The 17,003-nt window shown below is 64.8% G+C and carries 8 protein-coding genes and 1 pseudogene; 6 read left to right on the plus strand and 3 right to left on the minus strand.

Going from position 1 to position 17,003, the window contains the following annotated elements:
* Positions 1-4: 4 nt before the first annotated feature.
* The 6 genes and pseudogenes from HD592_RS02445 to HD592_RS02470 all read left to right on the plus strand — a co-directional run.
* Positions 5-283 (plus strand): annotated as a pseudogene (locus HD592_RS02445) (NDP-hexose 4-ketoreductase); the annotation flags it as partial.
* A gap of 106 nt (positions 284-389) precedes the next feature.
* A complete protein-coding gene (locus HD592_RS02450) occupies positions 390-6,479 on the plus strand; it encodes an Ig-like domain-containing protein (protein WP_246429966.1) in 6,090 nt (2,029 codons plus the stop codon).
* 18 nt (positions 6,480-6,497) lie between these two features.
* On the plus strand, positions 6,498-7,463 hold the full coding sequence (locus tag HD592_RS02455; protein ID WP_184451620.1) for an AAA family ATPase: 966 nt from the start codon (positions 6,498-6,500) through the stop codon (positions 7,461-7,463).
* Between the two features lie 5 nt (positions 7,464-7,468).
* On the plus strand, positions 7,469-8,698 hold the full coding sequence (locus HD592_RS02460; protein WP_343058712.1) for a DUF58 domain-containing protein: 1,230 nt from the start codon (positions 7,469-7,471) through the stop codon (positions 8,696-8,698).
* 65 nt (positions 8,699-8,763) lie between these two features.
* Positions 8,764-11,259 carry a transglutaminase-like domain-containing protein gene (locus HD592_RS12450; RefSeq protein WP_343058714.1) on the plus strand — a complete coding sequence of 832 codons (2,496 nt, stop codon included), beginning with the start codon at positions 8,764-8,766 and terminating at the stop codon, positions 11,257-11,259.
* Positions 11,256-12,860: a serine/threonine-protein kinase gene (locus tag HD592_RS02470; RefSeq protein ID WP_184451624.1), complete on the plus strand. Its 1,605-nt coding sequence runs from the start codon at positions 11,256-11,258 to the stop codon at positions 12,858-12,860. The genes HD592_RS12450 and HD592_RS02470 overlap by 4 nt, the downstream gene beginning before the upstream one ends.
* Here the strand turns inward: HD592_RS02470 and HD592_RS02475 are convergent.
* From HD592_RS02475 to eccD, 3 genes are read right to left on the minus strand one after another with little or no spacing between them, the layout of a single operon-like run.
* Entirely contained in the window at positions 12,821-14,113 is a 1,293-nt protein-coding gene (locus HD592_RS02475; RefSeq protein ID WP_184451626.1) for a S8 family serine peptidase, read from the minus strand. The two genes, HD592_RS02470 and HD592_RS02475, sit on opposite strands and share 40 nt — an antisense overlap.
* The gene (eccB, locus tag HD592_RS02480) at positions 14,110-15,522 is read right to left on the minus strand and encodes a type VII secretion protein EccB (protein ID WP_184451628.1); all 1,413 of its coding nucleotides are present in this window, start codon (positions 15,520-15,522) and stop codon (positions 14,110-14,112) included. Before eccB ends, HD592_RS02475 begins: the two co-directional genes overlap by 4 nt.
* Positions 15,522-16,832: a type VII secretion integral membrane protein EccD gene (eccD, locus tag HD592_RS02485; RefSeq protein WP_184451630.1), complete on the minus strand. Its 1,311-nt coding sequence runs from the start codon at positions 16,830-16,832 to the stop codon at positions 15,522-15,524. The genes eccB and eccD overlap by 1 nt, the downstream gene beginning before the upstream one ends.
* Between the last annotated feature and the right edge of the window lie 171 nt (positions 16,833-17,003).

The following is a 17,003-nucleotide window of genomic DNA, read 5'->3' on the forward strand; positions in this document are numbered from 1 at the left end:
GCAGATCAAGCTCATCGTCGACCTCATGATCGCCAAGCTCGCCAAGCGCATGGAGGCTCAGGACATGCGCCTGCAGCTCACCGACGCGGCGCGCGATCTGCTCGCCGACCTCGGTTTCGATCCGGTGCTGGGCGCGCGTCCGCTGCGTCGTGCGATCCAGCGGGAGATCGAGGACGCCCTGTCCGAGCGGATCCTCTTCGGGGAGATCACCGCCGGTCAGGTCGTCACCGTCGGCGTCGAGGGCGAGGGCAAGGAGCGCAAGTTCACCTTCAACGGCCAGTGAGACCGGGGCCTCCGGTCCCATCTCTGGACGATCCGTCCACAATCGGGAGAGGCCGTGACAGAATGTCTGCGGATTGTCGGCTATCGGAAGAAGATCAGAGGGGTTCATGGCTTCTCGCGCCGGTTCGCGCCGTCGTGGCCGTCTGCTTCGGCGGACTCCGGCGGTCTTCGTCGTTGTGCTCTCGCTGATCATTTCGGTCCTGGCGATCATTCACCGAGGGGTCGAAACCACTGAAGTGAATGTGGACGACGGCGGGATCTGGGTGACCAACGCCTCGAAGCTCATGGTTGGTCACATGAATTACGACGCCCGGCTTCTCGATGCCGCCTTCGTCACGGAGTCGACGAATTTCGATATCGGCCAAGCGGGAGACACCGTCACCTTCTCGGATTTCGCATCCCGCTCTCTCGCTCCGGTAGATGTGTCGAGCGTCGCCCTGGGGGCGGCGACATCCCTACCCGAAGGCGCCATCGCCATGCAAGGAGGACAGTCCGTCGGCGTCATCGACCCCGCTGAAGGGAACGTGTGGCTCGCCGACGCCTCGGCCCCCTCCTCGACCGCCTACACGCAGGAGACATCACTGACGACAGGCCTCGAGGCCGGGGTCGTCGCAACTTCGACCAGCGGCAACGTCTATGCGCTTTCCGCCGTCGCCGGCGAATTCTTCATCGCTCAACGCACCGGAGCAGTCATCGACACCCATGAGATCCCCGTCTCGGGTCTGTCCAGGGCATCCGACCTCAGTCTGACAGTCGTCGGAGAACATCCCGTCGGCCTCGACTCTTCGACTAACACCCTCATTCTGCCCGACGGCAGTTCGTACGACCTCGCCGACCAGGGCATCTCCTCGGGCGCGGTCCTTCAACAACCCGGTCCGGATTCGGACCGGGTCCTCGTGGCGACGACGACCGGGCTCTTCGCCATTCCCCTCGATGGCGGGGATGCGGCGGTTCTCGGCACCTCCCCGAAGGGCCTTGCGGGTAACGCAGCGCCCCCGGTCCGCCACAACCGCTGTGCTTACGCCGCATGGACGGTATCGGGGGCGTATCTGCGTGTCTGCGACGACTCCTCGAAAGATGAGTCCGGCACCGTTGAGAGTCTTCGGAGCGCCGAGGAGATCGTTTTCCGCACCAATCGCACCCGTATCGTCCTCAATGATATCGGCAACGGTTCCGTCTGGCTTCCCGACGACAACATGGTGCTGATGAACGACTGGGATCAGGTGGCGAAGGAACTCGTCGAGAACAAGACGCAGGAGGAGACTCCTGAGATTACCGAGGAGATCGCCGACCCCGAGCGCCAGGAGAAGAACACTCCTCCCGAAGCCGTCGACGACGAGTTCGGCATTCGTCCAGGACGCTCGACGACTCTGCCGGTCCTCAACAACGATTCGGATGCCGACGGCGATGTCCTGACAGCAAGGGTTATCGAGCCCGCCGATTTCGGCAGACTGACGCGCTCTCGCGGCGGTCGGGCTCTGCAGATCACCGATGTGGGCGAAGACCAGGCGGGGACGACCTCCTTCGTTTATGAGGCGACGGACGGCGAGGCGGCGGACACCGCAACCGTGACGGTGTCGGTTCATCCATGGTCGGTGAATGAAGGCCCTCGACAAGTGCGTCATCCAGTCGTCAAGATCGGTTCAGAGGCGCAGATCGAGTACAACATCCTCACCGACTGGATCGACCCCGACGGCGACCAGATCTACCTCGCCAGTGCCGTGGCCCCTGCAGGCCTGTCCGTTCAATTCTCCGAGGACGGAACCATATCGATCACAGAGCTGGGCGCCGGAGCAGGAACGAAGGCTGTCGAGATCGAGGTCTCTGATGGGCGCGATACCACTAGCGGGCTCCTCACGGTCGATGTGCAGGAACCCGGCAATATCGTCCCCACCGCCAACGCCGATTTCTATGTCGCGAGGGTAGGGGAACCGCTCGTCCTCGATCCAGTCACCAATGACATCGACCCCAATGGCGATGCCCTGTCTTTGGTCGCCGTCTCCGTCGCTCCCGTGACGACCACCGTGGTCCCCGATCTCGGCCTCGGGACCATCACCTTCACGGGAACCGCGCCCGGCTCGTATCAGTTCACATACACGGTGACCGATGGTCCGTCCACCGCTCTGGGCGTCATCCGAGTCGACGTCGTAGCTGCCGAAGAGAAGGCCACCCCCATCGCCGAGGACGACTTGGCTGTGCTCCCTGCTGGAGGATCCACACTGGTCGCGCCGTTGGCCAACGACACGGATCCGGCGGGCGGCGTCCTCGTCGTCCAGACCATCGACGTCCCCGAATCCCTCGGGCTGCAGGTTGCGCTCCTCGACCGTCACATCCTTCGCATCACGTCACCTGCGGGTCTCGACGACTCCGTCTCTTTCACATATACGGTATCCAACGGTCAGGATACGGCGCGAGCCCAAGTGACCGTCGTACCGACGAGAGCCAGAGACATCAACGCCGCCCCCGAGGCCAACCCGGACAGCGTCAAAGTTCGCGTGGGAGATATCGGCTCAGTCGCAGTCCTCGCGAATGACCGCTCGCCTGCTGGCCTGCCGATGACCGTGTCTACCACCATCGAAAACCTCACGAAGAGACCCGAGCTCGGGACCCCCTTCGTCACAGGCAATCTCGTCCGTCTCGAAGCCGGCGACACTCCGGGAATCGTGACTCTCGCTTACACGGTGCGTGACTCGGTCGGGAACACGGCATCATCAACGGTCACCTTCGAAGTGATCGCGGATTCCCAGGCGAACTCCGCACCCCGCCCGAAAGCCCTCACCGCATGGGCGGTGACCTCGGAGATGACCCGGATCTCCGTCCCCCTCAACGGCATCGACCCCGATGGGGATTCGGTGACCCTCGTCGGAATCGAACAGTCGCCGACGAAAGGCACCGTCGAACTGGGAACCGACTGGCTCGAATACACGCCTTCCAAAGGCGCGATCGGGACCGAGGTCTTCACGTACATCGTCGAGGACCGTAAGGGCAAACAGGCGACGGCCCGAGTTCGTGTCGGCATAGCCCCGCCTTCGACGCGTAACCAGGATCCGATCGCCGTCAACGACTCGATCACGATCCGCCCGGCCCGTGACGTGTCCGTCGGAGTAATGGTCAACGACATCGATGCGGACGGCGATACGATCTCCCTGCTCGAGGGATCCCTGGTCTCCAACGTCACGGGACTGGAGGCTCGCATCACCGGGCAGACCGTCACCTTCACCTCTCCAGCGGACGAGGGTGACTACTCGATCGCTTACCGGATCACCGACGGGAAGGGCGGCACTGCCACAGCAAGCCTGACGATTCACGTGAGGACGGATGCTCCGTTGCAGGCTCCAGTCGCGCGCGACGACGTCGTCGCGATCTCCGAGCTTCCCGAAAGGACCGGGAGTGTTCGCGTGGCGGTGACGGACAACGATGACGATCCCGATGGGGTCCTCACCGACCTCACAGTGTCAACGAAGTCCTCCCTCGCATCCGTCGATGGGCAGGAGGTGATCGTCACTCCCACCGAGAATCGCGCGCTGATCGTCTACACGATCACCGACAAGGACGGCCTGAGCTCCTCGGCGGTCCTCTTCGTCCCCGGCATCAACCGGACGAATCCGGTCGTCGATGAGACACGAGTCCCCCTCGAGGTTCGTGCCGATGAGGACGTGACGATCGACATCAACGACTACGTCCTCGTGCGCTCCGGTCGTACGGCGCACATCGTCGACGGAGCATCGGTAACGGCTTCCGTCGGCATTGATCCGGGAATCGAACTCGTGGACGATCACTCGTTGAAATTCCATGTCACTGCCGACTACACCGGCAAGAGCTCAATCTCCTTCGAAGCCCGCGACGGCCTCGCCGATGATGACTCGGCACTCTCGGCGGTGTTGACGATCCCCATCAGAGTCAAGTCGACGACCAACCACCCGCCGACGCTGACTCCTACGGCGATCAGAGTCGCTGCGGGAGACGATCCGGTATCTTACGACCTCTCGCTGATGGTCGATGACCCGGACGACGCGGATCCGACCTCGTTCACCTACTCCCTCGTCAAGAGCCCCAACGGGGTGGCTGTCTCCCTCAACGGGCACCTGCTGTCCGTTCAGGCTGTCCTCGGACAGCAGAAGGGAGACCTCGACCCGATCGTCGTGTCCGTCGACGACGGCTCCGGTGAGGTCGAGGCTCAGATACCGGTGAAGGTCGTGTCATCAACCGCAGAGCTTCCGCGGGCGACCGACATCGAAATCACCACGGCGAACGCCGGGCAGTCGATGACCATCGACCTCACCCCCGCCCTGTTCAATCCGTTCAAGGAGACGCGACTCCGCATCCACTCGGTGCAGTTCCAAGTGGGGGCGGGCACCCTCGATCCCGACTCCGACAGGTACAGCCTGACGATCACGCCTCAGGCGGGGAAGACCGGATCGATGATCGTCACTTATAAGGTGGCCGATGCGACTGAGGATCCGTCCCGCAACGTCCAGGGCAAAATCATCCTGACGGTGCGCGATCGTCCCGCGCCCCCGACGGAGGTCAAGGCCTCCGTATCGGGGGCGGGCCGGGCAACGGTGTCCTTCACCCCCGGTGCGAGTAACGGCGCGGACATCGACTTCTACGAGATGACGGATGTGACGACAGGCCAGACCTACAGGTGCGAGATCGCGGTGTGCGAGGCGTCCGGGTTGACGAACGGTGTTGAGCATGCGTTCACCGTCCGCGCGCACAACGACGTCGGTTACTCCGATCCCTCCGGAGCATCGAACCGGGAACTCATCGACGCAGTGCCAGGCAAGATGCCGACGCCGACGCTCGAAGAGGGAGATCGTCAGCTGAGAATCTCGTGGTCCCCTCCCGAGAATGAGGGATCCGCGATATCGAGGTACACGGTGAGCGTCGTCGGGGCCGACGGCGTGAGAACCGTCGAAGCGACGAGTACGAGCACCATCGTCTCCGATCTGAAGAACGGTCAGTCTTACACCGTTACCGTTGTCGCCCATAACGGGGCGAAGGAACCGTCACAGAGTTCGGACGGCGTGATCGGAACGCCGTACGGTACTCCCGATACGCCGACGGCCATCACAGCCTCTGTCACTGAGGCCAGCGCCGACGGGGTGACTGCGACCGTCGGAGTATCGTGGGACCGTGGCAGCCCCGAAGACGCTGATTGGGGCGAGACGACGGTGACCGTCGGCGGGATTTCGACGACCGTCGATAAGACACGGACTTCGGCGCTGCTCGTCGGCATCGAACCCGGACTCGGGCATGAAGTGACGGTTCAGACCTCGAACGCTCACGGCAACAAATCCGCCATCGGCACATCGGTCGTGAGGGTCTCGACCGTTCCCTTCGCCCCGTCCGCCGACGCTCTGAGGCTCGAGCCCACCGGCGTCAAAGGCGAACTCCGGGTGGTCGGTCTGTCCAAGAAAGGCGGACGCGGGTATTCTCCGGATGAGCTTCGAATCCATTACACGATCACTGGACGCGGGTGCGGCGCCGACGGCCCGCAGCTCGACACGTCGTCAATGCTCATCAACTCCGGCGATAACACTCCCGTCTCCTACTCCTTCTGCCAGGTCGGCATCGCTTCGACGGGTGATCCGTCCGTGTCGGCGATCGTGACGGCGCAAGCCGTGGCGCCCGAGTCGAAACCCGAGGCGCCGACCCTGACGGCGACACCGGTCTCGACGACGAGCATCGCCCTCAACTGGAACATCGAGAGCGCCAGCCCGCCCGTGTCGAGCGCCGTGCTGCTGGTCGACGGATCCCGCATTCCCGTCACCTACGCGAACGGCGCGCATACGGTCTCAGACCTGGCTCCGGGGCGCGCTTACACGTTCACCTTGGAGATTTCCAACGCGTGGGGCACGGCCTCGTCGACTACGACCGCAGTCACTCCGATGGACGTCCGATTGGCATGGACGAATACCTGTGCAGCTGACGTCACTCCCGGTGTTCAAACGCCGGAAGGAGGAACTCCGGAGAGCTGCTTCACCTATTCGGTCGCTCCAGTGGGGTGGACCCTCGATGCGAAACCCCTCGTGTGCACCGTGATCTCCGACGTCGACAACTCGACGAAAAAGACCATCACCGTATCCGGCGATGCGGGAACACCCTCGGGCGTGAGGACTCTCGCGGCGACGCAAGAGGCCCTCGACGCCCTGTGGGCGCAGCGCCCCGACCTCGTGACCTGTTCTCAAGAATGACAAGGATTCAAGATCGACATGACGATCAGCATTGACGATGCCACGCGCTTCGCCCAGACCTTCGCAGGCCTCGTCGACGGCATCTCCGCAGCCGTCCTCGACAAGGAGCCGACGATCCGTCTCGCCCTGACGACGATGTTCGCGGGCGGGCATCTTCTTCTCGAAGACGCACCCGGCACGGGCAAGACCGCGCTCGCCCGCGCCATGTCGAGGGTCATTGACTCGCGGACCGCTCGCATCCAGTTCACTCCCGATCTGCTGCCCTCGGACATCACCGGCGTCAACATGTACGACCAGAAGAGCGGCGACTGGAGGTTCCACGGCGGACCGATCTTCGCTGAGATCGTCCTCGCCGATGAGATCAACCGCGCTTCGCCGAAGACTCAGTCGGCGTTGCTCGAAGTCATGGAGGAGGCTCAGGTGACGGTTGACGGAATCCGCCACCTCGCACCGGAGCCCTTCATGGTCATCGCCACCCAGAACCCGATCGAGCAGGCGGGCACCTACCCCCTGCCCGAAGCCCAGCTCGACCGCTTCCTCATGAAGACCTCGATCGGCTATCCGTCACGGGCCGCCATGATCGACGTCCTCGACGGTGCGGCTGCGCCCGACCGATCGAAACTCGTGAGACCGCTGCTCAAGGCCGATCAGGTCGTGCGTCTCGCCGGACTCGCGGCGCAGAATCACACGGATCGAGCCGTCCTCGACTACATCGCTGCTCTCGCTGAGGCGACCCGTCAGGATGAGTCCTCCACGCTGGGCGTCTCCACGCGCGGAGCCATCGGCATGGCCCGTTGCGTCCGTGTCTGGGCCGCAGCCCAGGGACGTAACTTCGTCCTTCCGGACGATGTCAAGGACCTCGCGATCCCCGTGTGGGCGCATCGTATCGTCGTCGATCCGGACGCCCTCTTCTCGGGGGCCACGGCCGAGGGCGTCATCAACCGCGCTCTGACCACCGTTCCTGCGCCGGCAGTGAGCGCCTGAGTCCAGTGACTCTCACAGCGCCGCTCCAAAAGGCCCGCGACGCCCTCATCCGGGCATCCCGCACCCCTGTGATCGCCCTTGGCATCAGCTGGTTGAAAACGATCACGGCCACAGGGTGGGCGGTGATCATCTGCGGGAGCCTCGCCGCATGGATCGCCACGACGTGGGGGTGGGTCGAGGCGCACGTCATTGCGACGACCTGCGCTGCGGTCATGCTCTCGGCACTGGTGCTCGTCGCATGGCCTATCCCGCATCGGATCGCGATCGACCTGCCGCAGAAGCGCATCGTTGCAGGCCAAACCGCTGTCGGCGGCATCACCGTGACCAATACGCGTACCAGACCGATCGGCTCGGGAGTCATCGAGCTCCCCATCGGAGCCGGAAGCGGACAGTTCCTCGTCCCGCCACTGGGGCCGAAAGCGCGATGGGAGGAGATCTTCTCGGTCGTCACCCGTCGGCGCGGCCTCATCAGCATCGGTCCCGCAAGATCGGTCCGCTCCGATGGCCTGGGCTTACTGCGCCGCGTCCGCATAGGGGACCGCCCCGATGTCCTCAGAGTCCATCCGCGTACGGTACGGCTCCCCTTCGATGCCACGGGATTCCAGCTGGACGTCGAAGGGGTGACCACGGCGAGACTGTCTTCCTCGGATGTCTCTTTCCACGCCCTGCGTGACTATGAACCGGGCGACGACCGACGTAACGTGCACTGGGCGTCCACTGCGCGCCTCGGACGCCTGATCGTTCGGCAGTTCGAGGAAACCCGCCGTTCTCACCACATGATCATCATCGATACGGCGGCTCGCGTGTGGCCCGGAGATGCTTTCGAAACAGCGGTTTCCATCGGAGCCTCGCTCGCTCTCACCGGACTCAGCGCGTCTCGCACGGTATCGATGAGCACATCGGCTGGCTGGCTGCCGACGAGCTCACCGGTCCGCATGCTCGATGCCCTTACCGAGATCGAAGCGGGGGACAACGTTGATGTCGAGGAGCGAGTGAGGCGCTGCGTCGAAGAACGCGGCGGAGCATCGGCGGTGACGATCGTCGTCAATCCCGGGATGTCGGACGAGGACGCCTCGCGTCTGGCGGGCGTGCCCGGCTCGGACGTGTCGGTCCTCGTCATCCGCGTCCGTCCCGGTGCTTCGCGTCGGCGTCGCCGACTCTCCAGGGGGGTGCTCCTCGATTGCCCGAGCCTGGACGATCTGCCTCGCCTCATCGTGGGGGGAAAGCTGTCATGACCGCTCCGCGACGCCGGCGTCCCCGGAACAACCCGACCGGCACCCCTCCTCCGAGGGTCGCCGCCGTGCAGGAACGCCTTCGAGGAAGGCTCCCCGGATGGGCGCTTCTCGTCGTGGGGGCGCTCTTCATCGGCCCCACCGCTGCTCATACACCAGTCTTCGGCGATCCTTCGGGTGCGCTCGCGGCCGGGACCGGCGTTTTCATCGGCCTCTTGATCGCTGCGGCGGCGACTCGCTGGAAGTGGGATGCACTGTCGGTCCTGGCAGCGGTGCTCGCGGCGTATCTTCTCCTCGGCGGAGCCGTCGCTCTGCCGAAGACGACTCTGTATCACGTGCTCCCTACGGCGCAGACGCTCCAGGTATTGGTACTCGGGGCGGTTCAGTCCTGGAAAGACCTGCTGACCGTCACCCCGCCCGCCTCCTCGTACATCGGCCCCGCCCTGGTCCCGTGGATCTGCGGCCTCGTATCGTCGACGCTCGCCGGACTTGCGACCGTGCGCAGGGGAAGCGCGATCCTCGGAAGCGTTCCGATCATCCTCATGGGAGCGATCGGCATTGCCTTCGGACCGTCGGGAACGCGACCGATGATCTGGCCGGTCATCGTCTGGTGGGCGGCGCTTCTCCTGTGGTGGGCTGCGGCTGCCCAGAGACGTCGGATCGCCGACGGTGAGGACATCCTCATCGGACGGAGGACGACAGCGACGAACGTCACCTCTACGGCGACGACCGGCCGCTCTCGCAGCGTCATCAACATCGGCCGTCGGGCGGTGTCGGCTCTCGTCATGACAGCGATCGGCGTAGGACTCGCCGTTCCGGCGACGATCGAGTGGGGGCCCTGGAATTCAAGGATCGTCGGCCGCGATGTCGTCGAACCACCGCTCGATGTGCGCGCCTACCCGTCGCCCTTGGCCGCCTACCGCCACTACACGACCGATTTGGAGCGCAAGAAGCTCCTCTCGGTCACGGGGCTTCCCGAGTCCGCACGGGTGCGCATCGCCGTCATGGACGTCTACGACGGCACGACCTTCGGCATGAGCGAGGCTGAAACTCATCCCGGATCGGGGTATCTGTCCGTCGGATCGCGCCTGCCCGAGCAGGTCGTCAGCGAGGACGCCCGCCTCGCGGAGATGACGATGAAAACGTCGGGTCTCATCGGTCCCTGGGTTCCATCGGTCGGCACCGTCCAGACGCTCACTTTCAGCGGCGAGGATGCCGATGAGCAGCAGGACGGCTTGCACGCCGACCTGTGGTCCGACTCGGCACTGACGACCGGACCGACTTCCGCGATGGATTACACCGTGATCTCCTACGTCGAGCCGAAGCCTTCCGACGGCCGATTGGCCGACGTCGAGGCCACCGACTTCTACGGAAGGGATGAGAACGTTCCCGAGGGCATCGCCGAATTGGCCGCTTCGGTCTCTGCGAAGGAGCAGTCCCCTCTCGCGAAGGCTCGAGCCATCGAACGATACCTGTCCGAGGACGGCTTCTACTCGAACGAGGATGCGGCGGCTTCGCGTCCCGGGCATCGGGCCGACCGTCTTCAGCGCATGCTCGACGCTGAACAGCTCATCGGCGACGATGAGCAGTACGCGGCTCTCATGGCGCTCATGCTTCACTCCATCGGAATGAACGCCAGGGTCGTTATGGGGTTCTACTCGGAGGATGTCTCCGGTGATGCGTCCTTCTACGGCGCGGACATGCACGTGTGGGTGGAGGTCGAATTCGAAGACGCCGGGTGGGGCGTCTTCGATCCGACGCCGCCGCGCGACCAGAAGCCTCGGACCGACGTGCCCGAGCCGAATTCCGTGCCCCGGCCTCAGGTCCTGCAACCGCCCGAGCCTCCTGAAGAACCGGTGGATCTGCCGCCGACGACTTCCGATCGCGACGCAGAGTCTCAAGATGACGAGGATCGTGAGATCCCGTGGGGGGTGATCGTCGGAGTTTCGGTTTCGATCCTGGTGATCATCGGCCCTATCCTCGCGATCCTGCTCGCCAAGGCGTTGCGTCGGCGCGCTCGGCGCAACACCGCGGACCCGCGCGCAGCACTGGTCGGATCGTGGGACGAAGTGGTCGATATGGCCACTGATGCCGGCATCACGGTGATGCCGAACAAGACGCGCCAGGAGACGGCGTGGGAGCTCACGAGCCTGTGGCAGGACCGTGCCGACTCATCCCGTGGTGATGCCCGCCGGGGTGAGGGCGATTCCGGTGAGGCTGCGGTGATTCCCGGATGGACCTTGTTCGCGCAGAGGGTCCCCACGATCGTCGCCGTCGCCCGTCGGGCGGACATCGCCGATTTCGCAGAGGAAGGCGGGTCCCAGTCGGAGGCGGTACTCGCCTGGAACGAGGTCGACGGTTTGCGTCGGGAACTTCGGAGCACGGCTCGACCGCTTACCCGGATCCATCGTGCCCTGTCCTTGAGATCCTTGCTCGCCCGATATCGGCGCGCACGCGCCTCTCACCGGAACCGGAAGCACCTCGCAGAGAACGCCGCCCGAGCGAGTCGCAGTACCTCTCAGGCCTCCGCGTCTCGGCGGCCGAGCAGAAAGAAGTCCCGATGACGCCTACTCCGATGACCGCGATTGCTCCCGGTCCTGAACTGCCGGGATTCGAATGGGTGCGCCCCCTGGGGGCGGGAGGCTTCGCGGATGTGCACCTCTACCGTCAACTCCTGCCCTCGCGCGACGTGGCCATCAAGGTCGTCCGCTCGCAGACGGACGAGCGAGGCGCCGCGGAGCTGCGACGCGAGGCCAATGCGATGACGGCGGTCGCCGGGCATCCGGCGATCGTTCAGCTGTACGGCGCCGGGACCGCTGAGGACGGATGCCCGTATCTCGTCATGGAGTACTGCCCTGTCTCCGATGTCGGCGATCAAGTGCGAGCGCGTCCCATGTCGATCGATCAGGCCCTCGACATCATGATCCAGATCAGCGGCGGCGTCGAAATGCTCCATCGCTCGGACGTCGTTCATCGAGACATCAAGCCGACGAACATCATGCTCGACTCGTACGGGCGTCCGGTTCTCTCCGACTTCGGGGTGGCCTCTCCCGTCGGCGCCCTCGCCGACGGCTTCCTCGACGGTTTCTCCGTCCTTTGGGCTCCTCCTGAACAGCAGGATCAACGCACCCACGTCCATCCGACGCAAGACGTATGGGCGCTGGCGACCACGACGTGGACCCTCCTGTCGGGGCGCAGCCCCTTCGAGGATCCCCTCGGTGACAACTCCGCCGTCGCCGTCGCCGCGCGAGTCCGATCCGGGCGCGTTGGCGGTCTTGGACGCGCCGACGCCCCCGCTCAACTGGAGAAGGTCCTCCTCCGCGCGATGACCGTCGATCCGCTGGCCCGAACGCCCTCCGCCGCGGAGTTCGGGCGGGCCCTCCAGGGGATTCAACGTCTCATGGGCAGGCCCGTCACCCGTCTCGAGATTCGTGATCCGCGATCCGATGGTGGCTCGGCGCAGCCATCGCTCGGTGCGTTCGGCGGGGCAGTGGACGAAGGCCATCGGGACGGGTCTGAATCGCGACAGGCCGATCAAGGGACTCGACTGCGGTCGGTACCGTCTATCGACGCCGATAGAACAAGGCTTCGTGCGCCGAGCTTCGACTTCGATTCAGGGGTCGTCGCCCGCGCCGATGCCTGGAAAGAGCCGAGCTCGGCGACCACCGGGCGCCGAGCTGATGATCCGGAGGAGGAGTCCGCGCCCGGCCGGGTCTCGGTGTGGGGGATCGTCGCCCTCGTCCTTATCGCAGCCGTGATCATCGCGGGATTGGTCGTCGCCATGCTCACGGGGGGAGGGCGGAGGATCACTCTGCCCGCGATCACTCCCGATCAGGGCAATGAGACCGCTGACCCGATCGACGCCCCTCCGGCCCCGGTCACATCGTTGAAGGGCACGATCAACGACGGCAATGTCACGTGGACATGGATCGGCGCCGAGCAGTCCCAGTCGGGCACCCAGTCCGGGCGAGGCGTCCAGACCGCCACGACCGATCACTACCTGTACACGGCGACCAGGCCCGGTGAGGAGCCTGTCCTCAACAATATCGATGCGAACACAGTGACGATCGTCGGGGTGCCGGGCGAGAACTGTCTGCAGGTCGTCGCAGTGAGCGAACGAGGGCGTCAATCGAGGGCAGTCGAGGAATGCGTCACCCTCGACTGAATCGGAGAGGCATTCTCCGACGCGTGCGGCCCCCACTGGCGCCTTCTCATCCATGAGACGAGGAGCACCGCTGCGACGAGCGCGGATCCTGCTCCTGTGATGACGAGGACGAGCCGACGATGCGCTCCGCTATGATCGACGAGGGGCGCGGGACGAATCATCAACGGCTCGACGGTCTTTTCCCCTCGCGGGTACTTCGGATTGTCCGGTCCGAGAGCCGTCCCGTCGTTCGTGAAGGTGAGCGCGTCATACGGGGCGATGATCCCCCAGCCGAGACGATCCGATTTCCTCGCCGCATTCGTCCGGAGCGCAGTCGCGAGGATCCGGTACTCCCATTCGGCCACTGATTCGGACGGATAAGCCGAGGCAACGAGAGCGGCGAGGCCCGCCGCATAGCCGGTGGCGTACGAGGCCGTCGGGGCATCGGGGGCGAGCACGCAGTCACCATAGCTCTTATAGGTCGTCAACACCTTGCCTCCGGGAGCAGCGACCTCGACGTGTGTGCCTGCGACGACGTTGTCGCTTGGCAGTCCGGTGTCGTCAACGGCCGTCACCGACAGGACTTCCGGGTAAGCGGCGGGGTAGCGGATGGTATTGGCCCCCGAGTCATTCGCAGCGTCGACGTTGCCCGCTGAGGCGACCACCAGGGAGCCCCGGTCCGTCGCATAACGGACGGCGCTCTCGAGTTCGGGCGAAGGAGTCGGAGACGACAGGGGGACGGTGATGATGACTGCGCCCTGGTCGGCGGCCCAGCGGATCCCTTCGGCCGTCACTCGAGAGTCCGGGCCGTGACCGTCCTCGACCGTCTGCGGATCGTTGCTCTCATAGACGCGGACGGGCAGAATCCGCGACTGGGGTGCGATTCCGACGACACCTGAGCCCTCGATCCGCCGTGCCGCGATTTCACCCGCGACGGCGGTTCCGTGTCCGGAGACATCGATTCGTCCATCGGTCTGGCCGACGAAATCCTTGCCGGCAATGACGGTGCCTCCGGCAAGATGCGGGTTGGAGGCATCGACGCCGGAGTCGACGACAGCGACGAGGACATTGCCCTCGGATAAGCGCCATGCATCGTTCATCCCCAGCTGCGCGATGAAAGAGGGCGCTTGGGAGACGAGAGTGTGCTCGTTGAAGGTCTCGACGCACGGATCATCTGTCGCCGCACGATCGTCTGCACGAGCCGGTTGTACCGGGAGGAGAGAGACGCCGATGAACGCCGTCATCATGAGGCTGGTGAGTAATCGCCTCCTCATTGGACGCTCACGGTATTCCATACCGCCTCAGCGGTCATGTCCTCACCCGGCTCGACGAGTCGCGCCCACGCCGAGGGAATTGTGACCAAATCGTCGGCGGTCCACGACAGTCGGGCGATGGAGTCGGCCGGATTCTCTCCCAGGCTGTGTGCTTTCCCCATGTCGGAGATGAATATGACGGAGCCGAGGGTCCCGCCCGAGGACGCGCGGACGAGGGCGCCCGAACCGCCTCGGACGGTGACAGTGCCGCTCGGCTTCGTCATCGTGGTCGCGTCGGATCCGGTGCCGGTCCCCGAGGTGCCGAGGGCGGCCTTCGTCGCCTCCAGGGCATTCATCGACAGGAGTTCGGTACTCGCACCGGATTCGGTCAGGACGAGGTTCGCGCAGGGGACGGATTCGGTGTCGACGACCTTTTCGAGGTCGATCGTCGGGGGCCAGTCGGAGGGACCGAAGGACTCGGTCCCTCCCAGGTCCTGGATGTCGGCGAGGGACGCGGTGAGCGGATTCCCGGCACTCCTGTAGGCGTCGGACAGCTCGTACATCTGGCGCGCGACGGATGACAGGGCAGCGATGCGACCGTTTCCTGTGACGATGTAGCTGCGGCTGGGCGAGCCGTCGTCAGCATCGTTGCGGACCTCGATGATGGTACCGATGCGGGCCGACGCGAGACGCTCGGGCATGTTCTCTGCGGGCAGTCCGGCGTCCTCGATCGACAGGGGGGCCAGATCTGATCCTTTGACGAAGAGGTCGAGCCAAGCGGCCTCGACTTGGACCGGAGCCACCTGATCGAGGCCGAGGGCTCGGGCGGGGCCGAGGGTGCCGGTCGTGTCGAGCAGGTAGCGTGTGCCCCCGCTGATGAGGTACTGCCTGCCCTCGTTGGTGACGAGCGTGGAGCCCGCGATCGCCGTTCGTTCGAGAGTTCCGGCTACCCAGGTGTGGGTTCCCGAGGGGAGTGCGCAGGACAGCCATTTATCGGAGGCGAGGTCGGATGAAGAAGGGACGTCATCGGGGATGCCGGTGATTCCGACTTGGGATCGTCGGGGGAGCCCTTCGATGGTCGAAGCCGACACGCTGCTCGTCTTGTACGAGCCCGGCTCTGACAGGAGCTTCGCGGAAGTGACGTTGGTGACCGGACGCAGGGACCCGTCGATCGTGTAATAGCGTGCGCCGGTCGATTTGACGACGATCATCGTCGAATTCTCCCAGCCTTGGGGCAGAGTCGGGGAGAAACGAGCCATGACCGCTGCGACGATGAGGATGAGCGCTGCGATGACGCCGCCGATGAGGATCGGACGCAGGCTGTTGGGTGCCTCGAGCTCCTTCCCCCCGGGGGTGCCGGATGAGAATGCGGTGACGAGGCGGCGTCGGTTGAAGCGCTCGGCTTCGAGGATGTCTTTGTTCGAGGGCATCAGAGCACGCCCCACACCATGGTGGTCAGAGGGAGGATCGCCAGGAGGACGATGATGCTCAGGCCGTCGGCTGTACGGGTGAGCCACGGGCGCATGCGGGCATTGACGACGTTGGCGGCCAAGAGGCAGGCGGCTATCGCGAGTGCTGCGATGACGATGCCTGGGACGAGTGAGGGATACGACCGGGCGGCAGCGACCATCGCCCATACGGTGAGCATCATCCCCGCGAGGACTCCGATGAGGACCTCGAGGCGGGAACGCAGCGAGCGCGTCGTCAGCATGAGGGCGGCGCCGGAGCATCCGAGGAGGAGGATCGACTCGGGGGATCCGAGCAGCAGGGGGGCGAGGAATCCCAGGGATAGGGAGACGCCTGCTTTGAGGGAGATGACGAAGATCTGCGAGGAGGAGATCCTCCCTTCGACCTCGGCGATGTTGACAGGCGCCATCGATTTGGGGCCCGTCACTCTGACGGGGATTTGGGCGAGGGCGAACCACGGGGCCGACAGGGAGGTGATGAGGAGGGCGGCGAGCGTAAGGGACGCGATGTGATCGGCGGGGATCGTCGTGAAGGCTCCGACGGCGCCGTTGAGGGCCATTGTCGATCCGAGGACGAGTGGCGCCCCGATGATGGACCGCAGACGTGGGGGGAGGATGAGGAAACTCGCCGCCGCGATGAGGATGCCGATTCCACCGGCGAGCCAGGCGATCGGTCGCCAACCGCCGCCGACGAGAGTAATGCCGGCCGACATCATGAGCAGGGGCGCAGTGGCGAGCAGCGAGATGGCCCCGGCGAAAGAGGGGATTCTGATGACGACCGCGGCGGAGGCGGTGACGAGGAGGGCGCCGATGATTCCGATCGCGGCGGTGATGTACCCGTGCTCCGGGCTCAGGGCGAGCAGGAGGGCTGCGATGAGGACGAGCGCCGCGGAGGCATGCGAGGATAACTGGAGGGAATCGGAGGGCGTCCATTCGGTCGAGTTCTTCTCGACGCTGGATCCGACTGCTTCCACAAGATCGTCGTAGCGCAGATCGCGGGCGGAGTGCCCGATGGGTTCGAGGGTGAGGAGCGCGCCGGCTCGAATGTTCTGGTCGGGGAGCGACTTCGACTGGTCGAGCGTGCGACCGTCGGAGGCGACGACGTCGAATCCGTCGGAGACCGTGCGCGGGTCCATTCTCCCCATGGCGTCGACCATGCCGGGAATGGCCTCGGCGAGGGACACCGATTGCGGGATCGACATGTCGACGGTTTCGCCGGCAAAATTCACCGAGATCGGCATCAGGGCGGTGCTCGTTCGACTCAACGTGGTCATGGAGTCCTTCGCTTCCTTCGCGTGGCGCAAGTTCCCTCTCCTAGGCTAGTGGCTTCCCGGAGAAATCAGAATCTCGGCGGCCGATGAGCCCGGACGATGTGTGATGAGGCGCTTCTTCCCCTTCCGTCGTCGATGCGGTTGTCATACAGTCGATCTGTAATGATCCGAAAC

Source organism: Schaalia hyovaginalis (genome assembly GCF_014208035.1).
GTDB classification, from domain to species: Bacteria; Actinomycetota; Actinomycetes; order Actinomycetales; family Actinomycetaceae; genus Pauljensenia; species Pauljensenia hyovaginalis.

What these genes read in the sequence shown, in the direction of transcription:
- HD592_RS02450 (WP_246429966.1), top strand. Translation starts at nt 390, where the DNA reads ATGGCTTCTCGCGCCGGTTCGCGCCGTCGTGGCCGTCTGCTTCGGCGG.
- HD592_RS02455 (WP_184451620.1), top strand. Translation starts at nt 6,498, where the DNA reads ATGACGATCAGCATTGACGATGCCACGCGCTTCGCCCAGACCTTCGCA.
- HD592_RS02470 (WP_184451624.1), top strand. Translation starts at nt 11,256, where the DNA reads ATGACGCCTACTCCGATGACCGCGATTGCTCCCGGTCCTGAACTGCCG.
- HD592_RS02475 (WP_184451626.1), bottom strand. Translation starts at nt 14,113, where the DNA reads ATGAGGAGGCGATTACTCACCAGCCTCATGATGACGGCGTTCATCGGC.
- eccB (WP_184451628.1), bottom strand. Translation starts at nt 15,522, where the DNA reads ATGCCCTCGAACAAAGACATCCTCGAAGCCGAGCGCTTCAACCGACGC.
- eccD (WP_184451630.1), bottom strand. Translation starts at nt 16,832, where the DNA reads ATGACCACGTTGAGTCGAACGAGCACCGCCCTGATGCCGATCTCGGTG.